The organism is Gemmatirosa kalamazoonensis (assembly GCF_000522985.1).
GTDB classification, from domain to species: Bacteria; Gemmatimonadota; Gemmatimonadetes; order Gemmatimonadales; family Gemmatimonadaceae; genus Gemmatirosa; species Gemmatirosa kalamazoonensis.
Map to the genome: position 1 here is coordinate 4002925 of NZ_CP007128.1, position 14739 is coordinate 4017663.

12 protein-coding genes and 2 tRNA genes are annotated in these 14739 nt (G+C 72.8%); 4 read left to right on the forward strand and 10 right to left on the reverse strand.

What is annotated here, in order from left to right:
* Window positions 1-72: 72 nt before the first annotated feature.
* The 9 genes from hrcA to J421_RS17505 form a co-directional block, all read right to left on the reverse strand.
* Complete coding sequence (gene hrcA, locus J421_RS17465; protein ID WP_025412465.1) at window positions 73-1131, reverse strand: heat-inducible transcriptional repressor HrcA; 1059 nt, start codon at window positions 1129-1131, stop codon at window positions 73-75.
* Between the two features lie 13 nt (window positions 1132-1144).
* Window positions 1145-2293 (reverse strand): radical SAM family heme chaperone HemW, encoded by a 1149-nt coding sequence (gene hemW / locus J421_RS17470; protein ID WP_025412466.1) that lies wholly within the window; start codon window positions 2291-2293, stop codon window positions 1145-1147.
* A 34-nt stretch (window positions 2294-2327) separates the two neighbouring features.
* Window positions 2328-3464 (reverse strand): DNA-processing protein DprA, encoded by a 1137-nt coding sequence (gene dprA, locus J421_RS17475; RefSeq protein WP_025412467.1) that lies wholly within the window; start codon window positions 3462-3464, stop codon window positions 2328-2330.
* A 5-nt stretch (window positions 3465-3469) separates the two neighbouring features.
* Complete coding sequence (gene obgE / locus J421_RS17480) at window positions 3470-4489, reverse strand: GTPase ObgE (RefSeq protein WP_025412468.1); 1020 nt, start codon at window positions 4487-4489, stop codon at window positions 3470-3472.
* A 6-nt stretch (window positions 4490-4495) separates the two neighbouring features.
* Window positions 4496-5221, reverse strand: coding sequence for a carboxymuconolactone decarboxylase family protein (locus tag J421_RS17485; protein ID WP_025412469.1), 726 nt, complete (start codon window positions 5219-5221; stop codon window positions 4496-4498).
* On the reverse strand, window positions 5218-6204 hold the full coding sequence (locus J421_RS17490) for an asparaginase (protein WP_025412470.1): 987 nt from the start codon (window positions 6202-6204) through the stop codon (window positions 5218-5220). The genes J421_RS17485 and J421_RS17490 overlap by 4 nt, the downstream gene beginning before the upstream one ends.
* A gap of 86 nt (window positions 6205-6290) precedes the next feature.
* Window positions 6291-7268, reverse strand: a complete 978-nt coding sequence (locus J421_RS17495; RefSeq protein WP_104022752.1) for an MlaD family protein — start codon at window positions 7266-7268, stop codon at window positions 6291-6293.
* Window positions 7269-7289: 21 nt separating this feature from the next.
* Window positions 7290-8222, reverse strand: coding sequence for an ABC transporter ATP-binding protein (locus J421_RS17500; protein ID WP_104022753.1), 933 nt, complete (start codon window positions 8220-8222; stop codon window positions 7290-7292).
* Complete coding sequence (locus J421_RS17505; protein WP_104022754.1) at window positions 8219-9010, reverse strand: MlaE family ABC transporter permease; 792 nt, start codon at window positions 9008-9010, stop codon at window positions 8219-8221. The genes J421_RS17500 and J421_RS17505 overlap by 4 nt, the downstream gene beginning before the upstream one ends.
* Before the next feature lie 168 nt (window positions 9011-9178).
* Between J421_RS17505 and J421_RS17510 the strand changes: the two genes are divergently transcribed.
* From J421_RS17510 to J421_RS17525, 4 genes are all read left to right on the forward strand, one after another.
* Window positions 9179-10189 carry a bifunctional heptose 7-phosphate kinase/heptose 1-phosphate adenyltransferase gene (locus J421_RS17510; RefSeq protein WP_104022755.1) on the forward strand — a complete coding sequence of 337 codons (1011 nt, stop codon included), beginning with the start codon at window positions 9179-9181 and terminating at the stop codon, window positions 10187-10189.
* Between the two features lie 4 nt (window positions 10190-10193).
* Window positions 10194-10265 (forward strand) — tRNA-Ile (locus J421_RS17515).
* Between the two features lie 80 nt (window positions 10266-10345).
* A tRNA-Val gene (locus J421_RS17520) sits at window positions 10346-10419 on the forward strand.
* Window positions 10420-10460: 41 nt separating this feature from the next.
* A complete protein-coding gene (locus J421_RS17525) occupies window positions 10461-13067 on the forward strand; it encodes an SLBB domain-containing protein (protein WP_025412475.1) in 2607 nt (868 codons plus the stop codon).
* Window positions 13068-13079: 12 nt separating this feature from the next.
* Here the strand turns inward: J421_RS17525 and J421_RS17530 are convergent, their stop codons facing one another.
* A complete protein-coding gene (locus tag J421_RS17530) occupies window positions 13080-14714 on the reverse strand; it encodes a hypothetical protein (protein WP_025412476.1) in 1635 nt (544 codons plus the stop codon).
* Window positions 14715-14739: the final 25 nt, after the last annotated feature.

Genomic DNA, 14739 nt, shown 5'->3' on the forward strand with positions numbered 1-14739 from the left:
CACGCGTTATCAGTGCCGCCGTATCGGAGCCGTCCCATCAGTGCCGACGGATCAGCGCCGCCGCACCAGAGATCAGTGTAGCAGGTCGGAGATGAGGCGCGAGGTGTGGCTCACGAGCGAGATGACCTTCTCGTACGGCATCCGGGTGGGCCCGATGACGCCGATGACGCCGGTGAGCGCGCCGGCGCGGTACTCCGCGGTCACGACGGTGAACGGCTCGAGGCGCGGATCCCCGTGCTCGGCGCCGATGGTGATCGAGAGGCCCGTGTGGGAGCCCGCACCCCGGCGGCGCAGCAGCGCACCGAGCTCCTCCGGCGTCTCGGTCAGCTCGAGCAGACGGCGCATGCGGTCGCCGCTCGCGAACTCCGGCTGATCGGCGAGCAGCGACGCCTGGCCGAGGACGACGTCGCGCGCATCCGCGGCCGCGGCGTCGAACAGCCGGGCGCCGCCGGCGACGAAGATGTTCAGGAGCTCGTCCCCGCCGGCCGCCGCGGCGTCGCGCAGCCGCTCGGACAGCGAGTCGCGCACGTCCGACAGGCGGACACCCGCCAGCCGCTCGTTCAGCACCCGGGCGACCTCGAAGACGGCGTCGTCGGCGATCTCACCGGGAACCTCGACGAAGATCGTCCGGATGCCGCCGCTGTCGAGCGTGAGCACCATCAGCAGCCGGTCGCTCGACAGTCGCACGAGGTCGAGGCGCCGGAGCACCGCCTCCTCGAACCGCGGCCCGACGGCCACGCCCAGCTCCTGGGTGAGGACCCCGAGGCTCTGCGCGGCGCGGCGCAGGATCGCCTCGATCGTCGACCCCCCGGCCACGATCTCCTCGGCCAGCCGCGCGCCCTCCGCCCCCGCCACGAGCGCGCGCCGACCCATCGACTCGGCGATGAGATGGTCGACGTACAGCCGGTACGCCTTGTGGGTGGGCACGCGGCCGGCCGACGTGTGCGGGTGCGACAGGAAGCCCTTGTCCTCCAGGTCGCTCATCGTGTTGCGGATCGTGGCCGGCGACACGCCGAGCCCGAACCGCCGCGAGATGGTGCGCGAGCCCGCAGGCTCCGCCGTGGCGACGTAGCTCTGGATGACCGCCGCGAGGACGCGGCGCTCGCGGTCCGTGAGCTCCTGAGACGACATAAGTTACGGAATATCAGCGACTTCGGAGTACTGTCAAGTCTGCCGCGAGGGCGTCCAGCCGCAGCCAGCCGGCGGCCGTGAGCCGCAGCCGGGCGCCATCCAGCGTGGCCCAACCCTGGTCGATCCAGGGCGCGACCCGCGCCGCCTCGCCCGGCTCCAGCACCAGCCCATCGGTGGTTCGGAGGCCGAGGTAGACCGATTCGGCCGCCCGGTCCGCCGGCTGCAGCTGCTCCTGCCCGGCCACCGGGTCGCACCCCGTCTCGAGCTGGCGCACCCACTCGGCGTAGGCGGCCGCGTTCCACCGCCGAACGCCGCCGTCGAAGCCGTGCGCCGCGGGACCGAGCCCCACGTAGGGTACGCCGCGCCAGTAGCTCGAGTTGTGGCGCGAGCGCCGCCCGGGACGGCCGAAGTTCGACACCTCGTAGTGCTCGAAGCCGGCGGCGCCCATCGTCTCGTGGGCGCGGAGGAACTCGTCGGCGTACCGGTCCTCGTCGGCCTCGGCCACCGTCCCGCGCTCGTGCCACCGGCCGAGCGGCGTGCCCGGCTCGATGGTCAGGCCGTACAACGACAGGTGGTCGGGCGCGAGGGCGAGGGCGTGCGCGAGGTCGCGGTCCCAGTCGCGCTCGAGCGCCGTGGGCACGGCGAAGATCAAGTCGAGCGACAGGTTCCCGATGCCCGCGCCGCGGAGCGCGTCGACCGCGCGGCCCACCTGCTCGACGTCGTGCGTGCGGTGCATCCAGCGCAGCACGTCGCGGTCGAACGACTGGCTGCCGAGCGACACTCGGTTCACGCCAGCGTCGCGCCAGGCCCGCGCCGCGTCGGCCGAGACGTCGTCGGGGTTCGCCTCGATCGTGACTTCGGCGTCGGGCGCGAGCGGGAACCAGTCGCGCACCGCGTCGAGCGCCGCGGCCACGCCCGCGCCACCCAGCCGCGACGGCGTTCCTCCACCGAGGTAGAGCGTGTCGAGCGGCTCGAGCCCGGCGTGGGCGGGCTCCCCGAACCTCACCGCGAGCTCCTTCCGCAGGGCGTCGACGTACTCGTTCACCGGCACGACGCGACGGACGGCGATGGCGAAGTCGCAGTACGAGCAGCGGCGAGCGCAGAACGGGACGTGGACGTAGACGTGGCGGGCGGGCACGCGCGGCGGGACGACCAGGGCCATGACGCTCAGTCTACCCCGGCGAACGGCTTTCGACTCAGCCGCGGGCGATCGACCCGTCGAACGCCGTGCGCAGCCGGCCGAGCGCCTCGAGCGCGCCGACCGCGGCAGCGCAGGCCCGGACGTCGAGGTGCGCGCGTGCCGAGAGCTCGTCGAGGTCGCGGGCCGGCTCGGCGAGCGCGGCCCAGATGCGGCGGCCAGCGTCGTCCATGCCCGGCGGCTCGTCGGCCAGACCAGGTCCACGGCCCACGTAGCCCGCCTCGACGCCGACGAGCGCCAGCAGGTCGCGCGGCTCGGCGATCACGGCGGCGCCGTCGCGAAGCAGCGCGTTGGAGCCGGCGGCCTGCGCGACGTCCACCGCGCCCGGCACTGCGCCGACGTCGCGGCCGAGGTCTAGCGCGACGCCGGCGGTGATCAGCGCGCCGCTCTTCGGGCCCGCTTCGACCACGACCGTCGCGCGCGAGATCGCGGCGACGATGCGGTTGCGGCGCGGAAACGCGCCCGCCGACGGCGCCGTTCCCGGCGGCAGCTCGGAGAGCACGAGCCCGTCGCGGACGATGCGCGCGTGCAGGCCGCGCTCGGTGCGCGGGTACGGAACGTCGGCGCCGCTGCCCAGCACGGCGATGGTCCCGCCGCGCTCGCGCAGCGCGCCCTCGTGCGTCGCCGCGTCGATGCCGCGGGCCATCCCGCTCACGACGATCACCCCGGCGCTCGAGGCGGCGCGGCCGAGCGCCTCGGCGACCCGCAGCCCGTACGTCGTGGCCGAGCGCGTGCCGACGATGCCGACGCGCACGCGCTCGGGCGCGAGCAGCGCGACGTCGCCGAGCGCCCAGAGCGCCGGCGGCGGGTCGGGGAGCTGCGTGAGCGACGTCGGGTAGTCCGCGTCGCCGAGCAGCAGCAGCGCGATGCCGGCTCGGTGCGCGTTCGCGAGCGCGACGTCGGCCGCATCGAGCGCGCGCTCGCGCTGCGCGACACCCACGCGGCGCGCCAGGCTCGCATCCGCACCGCCGTCGGCGAGCGCCCAACGGCGGTACGTGACCGGCCCGACGCGGTCGACGAGCGACAGCGCGAGCGCGGCGCGCCGGTCCGCGCTCGGCGGGACGCGCTGCTCGCCCGCGTCGGTCGGGAGCGCGGAGGCCTGCGGAGGGGCGGCCGGCGACTCGGCGGAACGCATCGCGCCTACGGCAGCTCCGCGTCCTCCGTCGGGCGCTCCACCGATCGGCGCAGCGCGAGCAGCTCGGTCCACCACGCGGCGAGCATCGCGTCGAGCCCGGTGCGGCCGGCGGCGCTCACGGCCACCGTCGCGAACGCGTCGGGCGCCTCGATCGGCGGCACGTACTCCTCGCCGAGCAGGTCGAGCTTCGTGAACACCACGCAGTGCGGCTTCGTCGCGAGCTCCTCGGAGTACGCGCCGATCTCGGCGCGGAGCTGGTCGTACTCCGCCTGCCAGTCCATCGCGTCGATCGGGATGAGGAACGCGAGCACGCGCGTGCGCTCGATGTGCCGCAGGAACTGGAGGCCGAGCCCCTTCCCCTCGTGCGCGCCCTCGATGATCCCCGGGATGTCGGCGACGACGAACGTGCGATGCCCGCTGAGCTGCACGACGCCGAGGTTCGGCTCGATCGTCGTGAATGGATAGTCGGCGATCTTCGGCCGCGCGGCGGAGATCACCGACAGCAGCGTCGACTTGCCCGCGTTAGGCTGCCCGACGAGACCGACGTCGGCGATGAGCTTGAGCTCGAGCTCCAGCGACCGCACCTCGCCCTCGTCGCCCGGCTCCCACTCCCGCGGCGCCTGGTGCGTCGCGGTCGCGAACTTCGCGTTGCCGCGTCCTCCGCGGCCGCCCTTCGCGACGATGATCTCCTGGCCGTGCTCGACGACCTCGCCGAGGAACTCGTTCGTCTCCGCGTCGCGCAGGACCGTACCGGGCGGCACGGGCAGCACGACGTCGGCGCCCGAGCGGCCGCTCTTGTTGGAGCCCGAGCCGTGGTCGCCGCGCTCCGCCTTCCACGAGTCGCGGTAGGTGTAGTCGAGCAGCGTGCCGAGGTTGCGGTCGGCGCGCACGATCACGTCGCCGCCGCGCCCACCGTCGCCGCCGTCCGGACCACCCATGGGGACGAACTTCTCGCGCCGGAACGAGCTCGCGCCCGACCCGCCGGTCCCCGCTTCCACGCGCACGACGACACGATCGATGAACATGAGGTCCTAGTCGGTTTCTTGTGCGCGCGCGCTCAGGTGGCCGCCGACGCGCCTCCACAGCCGCTCCGCGCGTTCGACGTCGCGCCCCGGGAGCACGTCGCGCAGCGCGGCGAGCGTCGCATCCAGCTCCCCACGCGTGGCGCCGGCGTTCAGCGCGCCGTGCAGGTGCGAGTGCAACTGACGCTCCTGCCGCAGCGCCGCGCACGCGGCGACGATGCACAGCTCGCGACGCTTCAGGTCGAGCGCGCTCCGCGCGAGCACCTTGCCGTACCCCTCCACGATCATCCACTCGTCGAGCGCGGGATGCAGCTCGGCGATGTTGTGCCGCAGGCGCTCGTAGAAGCGGCCATACACCGTGGCGCAGGTGACCTCGCCGCGCGCGCGCCACGCCGCGGTGTCGTCGCGTGCCGCATCCTCGTCGCGCGGCGGCGCCTTGCGGCCGGACGCTCGGCGCCACTCGCGCATCGCGTTCAGCGCGCGCGGCAGGCCGGCGAACAGGTACGATTGCAGGATCAGCTCCTCCACCGTCTCGGGATCGGAGACGCGCGTCGCCGACAGCAGCTCCGTGCGGAGCTCGGGCTCGTCGGCCGTGCAGATCACGGCGCTGAGCCGCACCAGGCGGCGCGTGTCGTCGTCGAGCGCGGCCACGATGCGCGACGCGGTGCCGGGCTCCGGTGCCGATTCATCGCGCGTGGTGTCCTGCCATTGCGGCGTCGCCGAGTCGTCGCTCACGACGCGAGCGTGACGTCGCCGACGATCTCGCCCCGCGTGTTGCGCACGGGCCGATCGAAGAACTCCGCGAGCCGCGGCGGCAGCGCGTGCGGCAGCGCGCCGAGGCACTGCAGCAGCCGCAGCACCGCCGGGAACTGCGCGCGCGGGGAGCCGTCCTCCACCTTCAGGGCGACGCCGATGCCGCGGTCGAGCAGCGCGACGGAGTGCACGCCCTCGGCGCCGATCTTCGCGACCACGCCGCCGTCGGTCTCCTCCATCAGCACCGTGTCGAAGCGGTCGGTGCCGCCGACGAGGAACGGGCGCGTGCGCATGGCGTGCGCGACGCGCGACGGCACGTCGTCGCCGCGCAGCACGGCGCCGGCGAGGCGCGAGTACGCACGCGCCATCGCCTCGAGCGACATCCCGTAGACGACGACGCCGCAGCCGTCGACCGCGCGCAGCAGCGACGACGGCGCAACGCCGGTCCACCGCGCGACCTCCTCGGTGCAGGCGCGCTGCACGGGATGCTCGTCGCGCTCGTAGCCCTCGGTCGACCACCCCTCGGTGCGCGCGCGCGCGAGCATCGCGGCGTGCTTGCCCGAGCAGTTGTTGTGCAGCCGGGTGGCGCGGATGCCGGACTCGCGGAGCAGCCGCGCGCCGCGCGGCGCGAGCGGGTCGTGCGGCCCGCAGGCGAGGTCGCCTTCCTCGAGATCGAGATCGCGCAGCATCGCGTGCACGATGGCGACGTGCTCCGGCTCCCCGCCGTGCGAGCCGCACGCGACCGCGAGCTGGTCGTCGCCCCACCCCGCGCGGTCGAAGCCGCCGCTCGCGACGAGCGGCATGACCTGGAACGGCTTCGCGCACGACCGCCAGAACGTGACGAGCGACGGATCGCCGGCGACGCCGACGAGCCGATCGTCGCCGACCACCGCGGCGTGCACGCGGTGCCTGGACTCGACCGCGCCACCGCGCGTGGCGACGACGTCGAGGTGGAAGGTGCGCATGGGGGAAACCTAAAAGGGCAGGAGGGCAAGAGGGCAGGAGGGCAGGAGCTTTCCCTTCCCCGCTCCTGCCCTCCTGCCCTCCTGCCCTAGAAGACCTTGATCAGACCCTTCGTGTACTTCTGCGGATTGCGGCGCACGTCCTCGAGGATCGCGTTCAGGTCGGAGAGGGCCTTGTTGAGGTTGTCGTACGTCGCCTGGTCGTTCAGCAGGCGTGGAACGAGGCCGTTGCCACGCGTCATCAGCTTCGCGACGGAATCGGCGGTCGCGGTGATGCTCACGAGGCGCACGTACAGCGAGTCGTCGTGCAGCAGCTTGCCGACCGTGCCCTCCGAGCGCGACACCTGGCCGACGAGCGTGTCGAGCGACGCGGTGGTGCGCGTGAGCGTGTTGTAGAGCGCGGGGTCGGTCATGAGACGGCCGATCGTGCCGTTCGGGTTCTGCATCCCGACGAGCAGCCGGTTCGTGCGCTCAAGCGTGCCCACGAGCTGGTCGTACAGCCCGCGGTTCGTGACGAGCTGGCCGACGGTGCCCTCGCCCTTCACGATGCCGCCGGTGATGCCGCGCAGGTCGTGCGTGAGGCCCACCACGTCGCCCACCGCGCCGGACGCCTGCTGGATGATCGTCTCGTACTCCACCGTCGGCGCGACGACGATCGTGTCGCGATTGCGCAGCGCGCTCGCGCGCATGGTGCCCGGCGAGATGTCGAACACGCGGTCGCCGAGCAGACCCTGCGTGCGCAGCCGCGCGCGCGAGTCGGCGCGCACCTGCTGCTGCACCTTCTGGTCGAGCTGCACGACGATGCGGAGGTTGCGCGTCGTGTCGTTGTCGATCGGCAGGAAGTCGATCGACGACACCGAGCCGACGAGCTGCCCGGCGACGGTCACCGCGCCGCCGACGCGGAGGCCGTTCGCGCTCGGCACGAACGCGATCAGCTCGTACTTCTTGCCGAGCAGGTTCGCCGCCTTCGCGAGCTTGTAGCCGCCGAACAGCAGCACCGCGAGCGCGACGAAGACCACCGCCACGACTCGCACATGCTCCCAGGTGATGAAGGTGCCGCGTTTCATGTCGCGCGCTCGCTGGTGAACCTAGAAGCCGCCAAGGAAGTCCTGGATGTACTTGTCGTCGCTCGCCGCCATCTCCTCGGGCGACCCGAAGAAGCGGATGTGCCGCTCGGCGAGCAGCGCGACGAACGTCGCCATGCGAAACGCCGAGCGGATGTCGTGCGACACGACGATGCTGGTGACGCCCAGCTCGCGCTGCAGCTTGATGATGAGCCGAGTGATGGTGGCCGTCGTGAGCGGGTCGAGCCCCGACGTCGGCTCGTCGTAGAGCATCAGCTCCGGGTCGTTCGCGATCGCGCGCGCGATGCCGACGCGCTTGCGCATGCCGCCGGAGAGCGACGACGGCAGCAGCTCCATGATCTCGTCCGGGTTCAGGTCGACGAACTGGAGCTTCTGCCTGACCCGCCGCTCGATCTCGTCCTCGTCGTAATCGGTGTGCTCGCGCAGCGGGTACGCGACGTTCTCGAAGATGCTCATGGAGTCGAACAGCGCGGCGCCCTGGAACACCATTCCCATCTTCTGGCGCACCCGGAGCGCGTCGCCGAACGACAGCTGCGTGATGTCCTCGCCGCCGACGTAGACGCGCCCGGAGTCGGGGACGAGGAGCCGCAGGATGAGCTTCAGCGTGGTGGACTTTCCGGTGCCCGACTCGCCGACGACGACGATCGTCTCGCCCTTCTTCGCGAGGAACGACACGTCCTCGAGGATCACGCGATCGTCGAACGCGAGGTGCACGCGCTCCAGCTCGATCACCGCGCCCGGCGCGGGGCCCGGGTCCTCCGCGCGCGGCCGCTCCTCGGCGGCGGCGCCGCTCGCGAGCTCGTCGCGGATGGCCCGGCGCGCGCGGACGTCGGCAGGGGTGCGGCGGTCGGCGGCGCGGCGGTCGCCGGTCTCGGGCAACGCCTCGTCGGTGGGGCGCTCGGTCGTCGTCGGGTCGGAGTCGCGGGGTCCGGTCACGTGCCGAGGAGCGAGAGCAGGATCTGCGTGAGGAAGTAGTCCGACACCAGGATCGCGATGCTCGACGTCACCACGGTGCGCGTGGTCGCGACGCCGACGCCCTCCGTGCCGCCGCTCGTCGCGAGCCCCTGGTAGCAGGCCGTCGTGGCGATGATCCCGCCGAACACGATCGGCTTCACGAGTCCCTGGATGAAGTCGTTCGGGACGATGCCGAACGTGAACCCGTTGCCGCGCAGCTGCTCCCACACCGTCTGCCAGTAGAACGACGTCGGCAGTCCGACGTAGAGCCGCGCGATGAGGTTCCCGCCGAGGATGCCCACGAGGTCGTTGATGACCGTCAGCACGGGCAGCATGATGACCCCCGCGAGCACCCGCGGCGTGACGAGCTTCTTGATCGGATCGGTGCCGAGGGTGTTCAGCGCGTCGATCTGCTCGGTGACGCGCATGGAGCCGATCTGCGCGGCGACGCCGGAGCCGACGCGCCCGGCGACCATGAGCCCCGCGAGCACGGGACCCAGCTCGCGCACCATCGACGCCGAGACGAGGCTGCCGATGTACTGCGTCGCGCCGAACGTGCGGAGCTGCACGGACGACTGGAGCGCGAGCACCATCCCGGTGAAGAACCCGGTGAGCAGCACGATGCCGAGCGACTGGACCCCCATCGCGTCCATCTGCTGCACCAGATCGCCGGCGTAGAACGGGCGGGCGAAGATGAAGCGCAGCGCGTTGAAGACGAGCGCGAGATAGCTCTGGACGCCGGCGACCTTGGCCTTGGCGGCGGCGTTCAAGCGGGCGGCGAACGCGGGCAATCGATCCGTTGTGAGGGCGGAGGCGGTGCTGCTCGGCCGCCAGGGTGGCAAGCGCCGTGCCGTCTGCCGGGCCGAGGCGTTTGGTGCCGAACTGCTTGTCGCGCCACGAGTTGACCCGCCTCCGCGGGCCGGCTAGCCTTTCCGCCCATGCCGAGCTCCCTGCCCCGCGAGCGACTCCTCGCGCTGCTCTCCGCCGCCGCCACCCAGCGCGTCGCGATCGTCGGCGACGCCATGCTCGACGTGTATCTGCGCGGCGACGTGGACCGCATCTCGCCGGAGGCGCCGGTCCCGGTCGTGCGCGTGCGCGAGCGCAAGGACGCCCTCGGCGGCGCGGCCAACGTGGCGCAGAACGTCGCCGCGCTCGGCGCCGGGTGCGCGCTCGTCGCGGCGGTCGGCGGCGACGTGGCCGGCGACCGGCTGCGCGAGATGCTGCGGGCGATCGGCGCCGACCCGGACGCGGTCGTTCCCGTCGCGCGGCCGACGACGACGAAGACGCGCGTGCTCGCCCGGTCGCAGCAGGTGGTGCGCTTCGACGAGGAGGACGACAGCGATCTGCCCGCGTCGGACGTGGACCGTGTGCTGGCGGCGATCGGGCGCGCGATGGAGGGCGCGACGGCGGTGGTCCTCGAGGACTACAACAAGGGGGTCCTCGTGCCGCGCGTGATCACCGAGACGATCCGCATGGCGGGCGAGCGCGGGCTGCCGGTCGTCGTCGACCCGAAGTACCGCAACTTCTTCGTGTACCGGGGCGCGACGGTGTTCAAGCCGAACCGCCGCGAGCTCGAGGCGGCGCTCGGTGCGGCGGTCGATCTCGCCCACCCCGAGGCGCTGCCCGCGACGCTCGCGCGGCTCGGCGTCGAGCACCTGCTGCTCACGCTCGGCGAGCAGGGGATGGCGCTCATCTCGGCCGACGGCACGACGGTGCGCGTGCCGACGACGGCGCGCGAGGTGTACGACGTGGTGGGCGCGGGCGACACGGTCACGGCGTATCTCGCGGTCATGCTCGGCGCCGGCGCGACGGCGCGCGAGGCGGCGATCGTGGCGAACTTCGCGGCCGGCGTGGAGGTGGCGAAGCTCGGCGCGGCGACCGTGAGCCCCGAGGAAGTCGTGGAGGCGTACGACCACTATCTCTCCACGCAACACGGCGTACATTCCTGAGCGCGGGCCTTTAGCTCAGCGGTAGAGCAACGGACTCATAATCCGTAGTGCGTGGGTTCGAATCCCACAGGGCCCACTCGGGCGCCGAGCCCTTCCATCGCCCCGCGTCGATGGTTATTGTTCGGTCCCTCGTCGTGAGCTAAGTCGCGACGGGACGGGCGTGTAGCTCAGCTGGTTAGAGCGCTGCTTTCACACAGCAGAGGTCCGGGGTTCGAGTCCCTGCACGCCCACTGCACGAGTCGGTACCCAGCAGTTCCGCTCCACAGAGTCGATGCAACTTCGTGCCTCGTGGCCGCTGCTTACTGCCGCGGCCCTTTCTTTTTTCTGTGCTCGCGCCACCGCGGCCCAGGTCCCGGTTCGGCCGACCCCGGAACAGGCGCAGGAGCTGCTCCGCACGCGCCCCGACCTCCTGCAGCAGCTGCAGCAGCGGCTGCGCGCGAGCGGCCTGACGCCCGATCAGATCCGGGCCCGGCTCCGCGCCGAGGGGTACCCGGAGACGCTGCTCGACGCGTATCTGCCGGGCGGACGGTCCGGCGGCACCGCGGACACGGCGACGACCGGCACGCTGCTCGACGCCATGCGGGCGCTCGGCGTGACCGACTCCACCGACGACGTGCAGATCCGCGAGGCGCTCGGGCTCGCGGCGGACACGGTGCCCGCGGACTCGGATCGCGTGCGCTCGCGGCGTGACCTGGAGCGGCTGCGGCTCGACGAGGACACGACGCGCGGCGGCGACTCCACGTTCATGCTCCGAGACCGCCGCCGCGACCGCGCCGACAGCATCGCCCGCGCGGCGAAGCGCGACAGCGGGCTGGTGATCTTCGGGCTCGACCTGTTCGCGGGCCGCACGTCGCAGTTCGAGGCCAACCTCGCGGGGCCCGTCGACGCGAACTACCGCCTCGGACCCGGCGACCGGCTGGTGCTCATCCTCACCGGCGACGTCGAGGGCGCGTACACGCTCGACGTCACGCGCGAGGGGTTCGTCGTCGTGCCGCGCGTCGGACAGCTGTACGTCGCGAACCTCACGCTCGGCCAGCTCGACGACCTGCTGCTGTCGCGACTGCGACGCGCGTACTCCGGCATCGGACGCGACGCGTCGGCCAGGACGCGGTTCTCGGTGAGCGTGGCGCGGCTGCGCACGAATCAGGTGTCGGTCGTGGGCGACGTCGTGCGCCCCGGGAGCTACCGCGTGTCGAGCGCCGGAACGGCGCTCAGCGCGCTGTACGCCGCCGGCGGACCCACGGAGACGGGGAGCCTGCGCCGCATCCTCATCCGCCGCGGCGCGCGCGTGGTCGACACGCTCGACGTGTACGACTACCTGCTCCGCGGCGACGCGAGCCACGACCCGCGGCTCGAGACGGGCGACGTGATCTTCGTGCCGCCGCACGGTCCGCAGGTTCGCGTCGTGGGCGAGGTGCTGCGGCCGGCGACGTACGAGCTGAAGCCGGGCGAGACGCTCGCTCAGCTCGTGTCCGCGGCGGGCGGGCTGCGGCCGACCGCGGCGCAGCGATCGGTCCAGGTCGAGCGCGTGCTGCCGCCCGGAGAGCGCGGCGAGGCCGGGCGCGACCGCGTCGTGATCACGGTCCCGTTCGGCGCGTCGGGGACACTGCCGGCGTACGCGATGCAGCCGGGCGACGTGGTGCGCGTGTCCGCGATCGCGAAGCGGGTGCGCAACCGCGTCACGGTCGAGGGGAACGTGTGGTCGCCGGGATCGCAGGGCTTCGCGCCCGGCGCGCGCCTCTCGGACGCGATCCGCGCCGCCGGCGGCCTGAAGCCGGACACGTACCTCGGCGAGGTGCTGATCGGCCGGCTGCGTCCGGACTCGACGCGCGTGCAGCTCCGCGCCACGCTGCGCGACACGACGGGCGCGGTGGTGAACGACGTCCCGCTGCAGGAGGACGACGAGATCCACGTCTTCTCGGTGACCGAGTTCCGCCCGGAGCGCTACGTCGCGATCAGCGGCGCGGTGCGAAACGGCGGCCGCTTCAAGTACCGCGAGGGGATCACGGCGCGCGACCTGGTGCTGCTGGCCGGCGGGCTCGAGGAAGGCGCGCTGCTGAACGAGGCCGAGATCGCGCGGCTGCCGGAGAACCGCGCGAACGGCGTCACCGCGCGCACGTTCCGCGTGCCGCTCGACTCGAGCTACCTGTTCGAGCGCGGCGCGAACGGCCGCTTCGTCGGCCCACCGGGGCTGCCGGCGCCGAGCGGGCCGACGCCCGAGGTCGTGCTGCAGCCGTACGACAACGTGCTGATCCTGCGTCAGCCGGACTTCGCCTTGCAGCGCAACGTGTTCCTCGGCGGCGAGGTGCGGTACCCCGGTCGCTACGCGCTGCGCACGAAGTCCGAGCGCCTAACGGATCTCATCGCGCGCGCGGGCGGGCTCACGTCGGAGTCGAACCCCGAGGGCGTGGAGTTCTACCGCACGCGCAGCCGCACGGGACGTGTCGGTGTGGATCTGCCGGCGGCGCTGCGCGACCCGCGCCACCGCGACAACCTGCTGCTCGTCGACGGCGACTCGATCCTGATCCCGCCGTTCAACGTGATCGTCACGGTCACCGGCGCGGTGAACCAGCCTTCGGCGCTGCCGTACGTCCGCGGCCAGAGCATCGACTACTACATCCGGGCGGCGGGCGGCGGCAGCCGCACGGCCGACGTGTCGCGCGCGTACGTCATCCAGCCGAGCGGGAAGCTGGAGGCGGTGCAGCGACGCCGCTTCTTCCCCGACGGGCTGCCGTCGCCGCGGCCCGGCGCGCACGTCGTGGTGCCGGAGAAGGCGCCGAACGACGGACAGAACATCGTCCAGGCGCTGACGCTGTTCGCGCAGGTCGGCGGCACGATCGCCGCGCTCGTGGCCGCGATCGTGACGCTGAAGCGCTGACCGCCTAACGGGTCAGCGCGTCCGCCGCGGTCGGAGACCAAGCCGGATCTGGAAGTTCGGCACGTCGCGGCGGAAGTCGCGATTGAGCTCGTACTCGGCGAGCGCGCCGACGACGACGTCCGCGCGCGCGCGGAACAGCGTGGCGTCGGCGCGCAGCCGGTACACGACGTCGTAGCCCGACTCGGGCGGCCCCTCGGCGAACGCGGGGGTCTGGCGGATGAAGCGCTCCAGGCCGACGGAGCGTGCCCCGCCCTGCGTGTACGTGTCCAGCCGCAGGAAGAACCCGCCGCCGCCGGTCGCCGCGGTCGACGCGAGCAGCTGGCCGAGCTGCGTGTGCCCCTCGGTGATCGGGAAGTGGATGTACATCGGCGTCTGCGTGCGCACGCGGTTGAGGTGCGACACGCCGGCGGACACGTACTCGGCGCTCAGCGCCGTCGTGCGGCGCGGCGTCGCGCGCACCACCTTGCGCGCGCCTAACGACCACGCGGCGTCGTGATCCGGCTCGACGACGAGGTCGCGGCGGTCGAGCGGGTGATCGTTCTTCACGTACTCGCCCCACAGCTCCGCGTGCCCCGCGACGCTCACCCACCGCGCGAACACGCTCGCGATCTCGTTCTTCGGCCGGAAGTCGGGCGCGGTGGGATCGTCGAAGCGCTTCGGCGCGCGGCTCGTCGCGAACAGCCCGCTGAGCGGCACGAGGAAGTCGGCGGGGCCGAGTCCCTCGGGCTGCAGCCACGCGTGGAAGAAGCGCGCGAGCCCGACCTCGAGCGCCGGCACGCCGCGCGGCGTGAAGCTCACGACGCCGCCGGCGACCTTTCGCGCGCGCGCGCTGTCGGTCGGCACGATGGAATGCGATGGCCGCCCGATCAGCAGCCGCGCCTGCACGCGGCCGATGCCGACGGACAGCGGATGCGACGTCTCGACGAACACGTGCGGGATCCCGGCCGCACCGGCGCCGAGCACGAGCGGGTTCTCGTCGCTCGGCCCCCACGCCTGCGTCGCCGACGACACGCCGACGGCGACGGGCCCGGTCCAGAAGCGCAGCGTCGACTCGCCGGGATCGATGCGCATGTACGCGCCCGTTCCGAACCGCTGCGGCGCGTCGATGCAGCATCCCCAGATCGCGTCGCCGTGCGGCGACGGCACCGTGGGATCGACCGGCGCCTCGCTGAAGTGCACGTTCTCGGCGCGGAACAGCGTCGGCCGCACGGTGAGCGAGAGATGCCGCGTGCGGAGCTGCGCGCCGCCCGTGAGCACCGTCGTGAGGCCGCGCCCCGCCCACACCGCGCCGTCGATCACGCCGAGCACCGGATAGCCCGTGGTGCCGATGAGGTCCAGCTCCGGGGAGAAGACGTGCACGCGCAGCGCGCGCGTCGTGTCGCGGCGAAAGCGCGCGCTCCACGGGTGACCGGCGTCGCGCGCGAGCCCGTCGAGCGCCTCGGGCGACAGGGCGCGGATCGTCCACGGGGCGAGCGGCGCCTGCCCGGCGACCTGCGCGACGCGCAGATACATTTCCACGTCGCGCGCCGCGATCGCCTCCTGCCACGACGGGGTGAGCGCGGTGACGCTCTGCGACCGCAGCGCGACCGGCGCCGCGAGCGTGAGGAGCGCGCCGAGCCGGCGCAGACGGGGAGACGCGAGATGCATGATTCCGACGTGAGACGCGACGCAT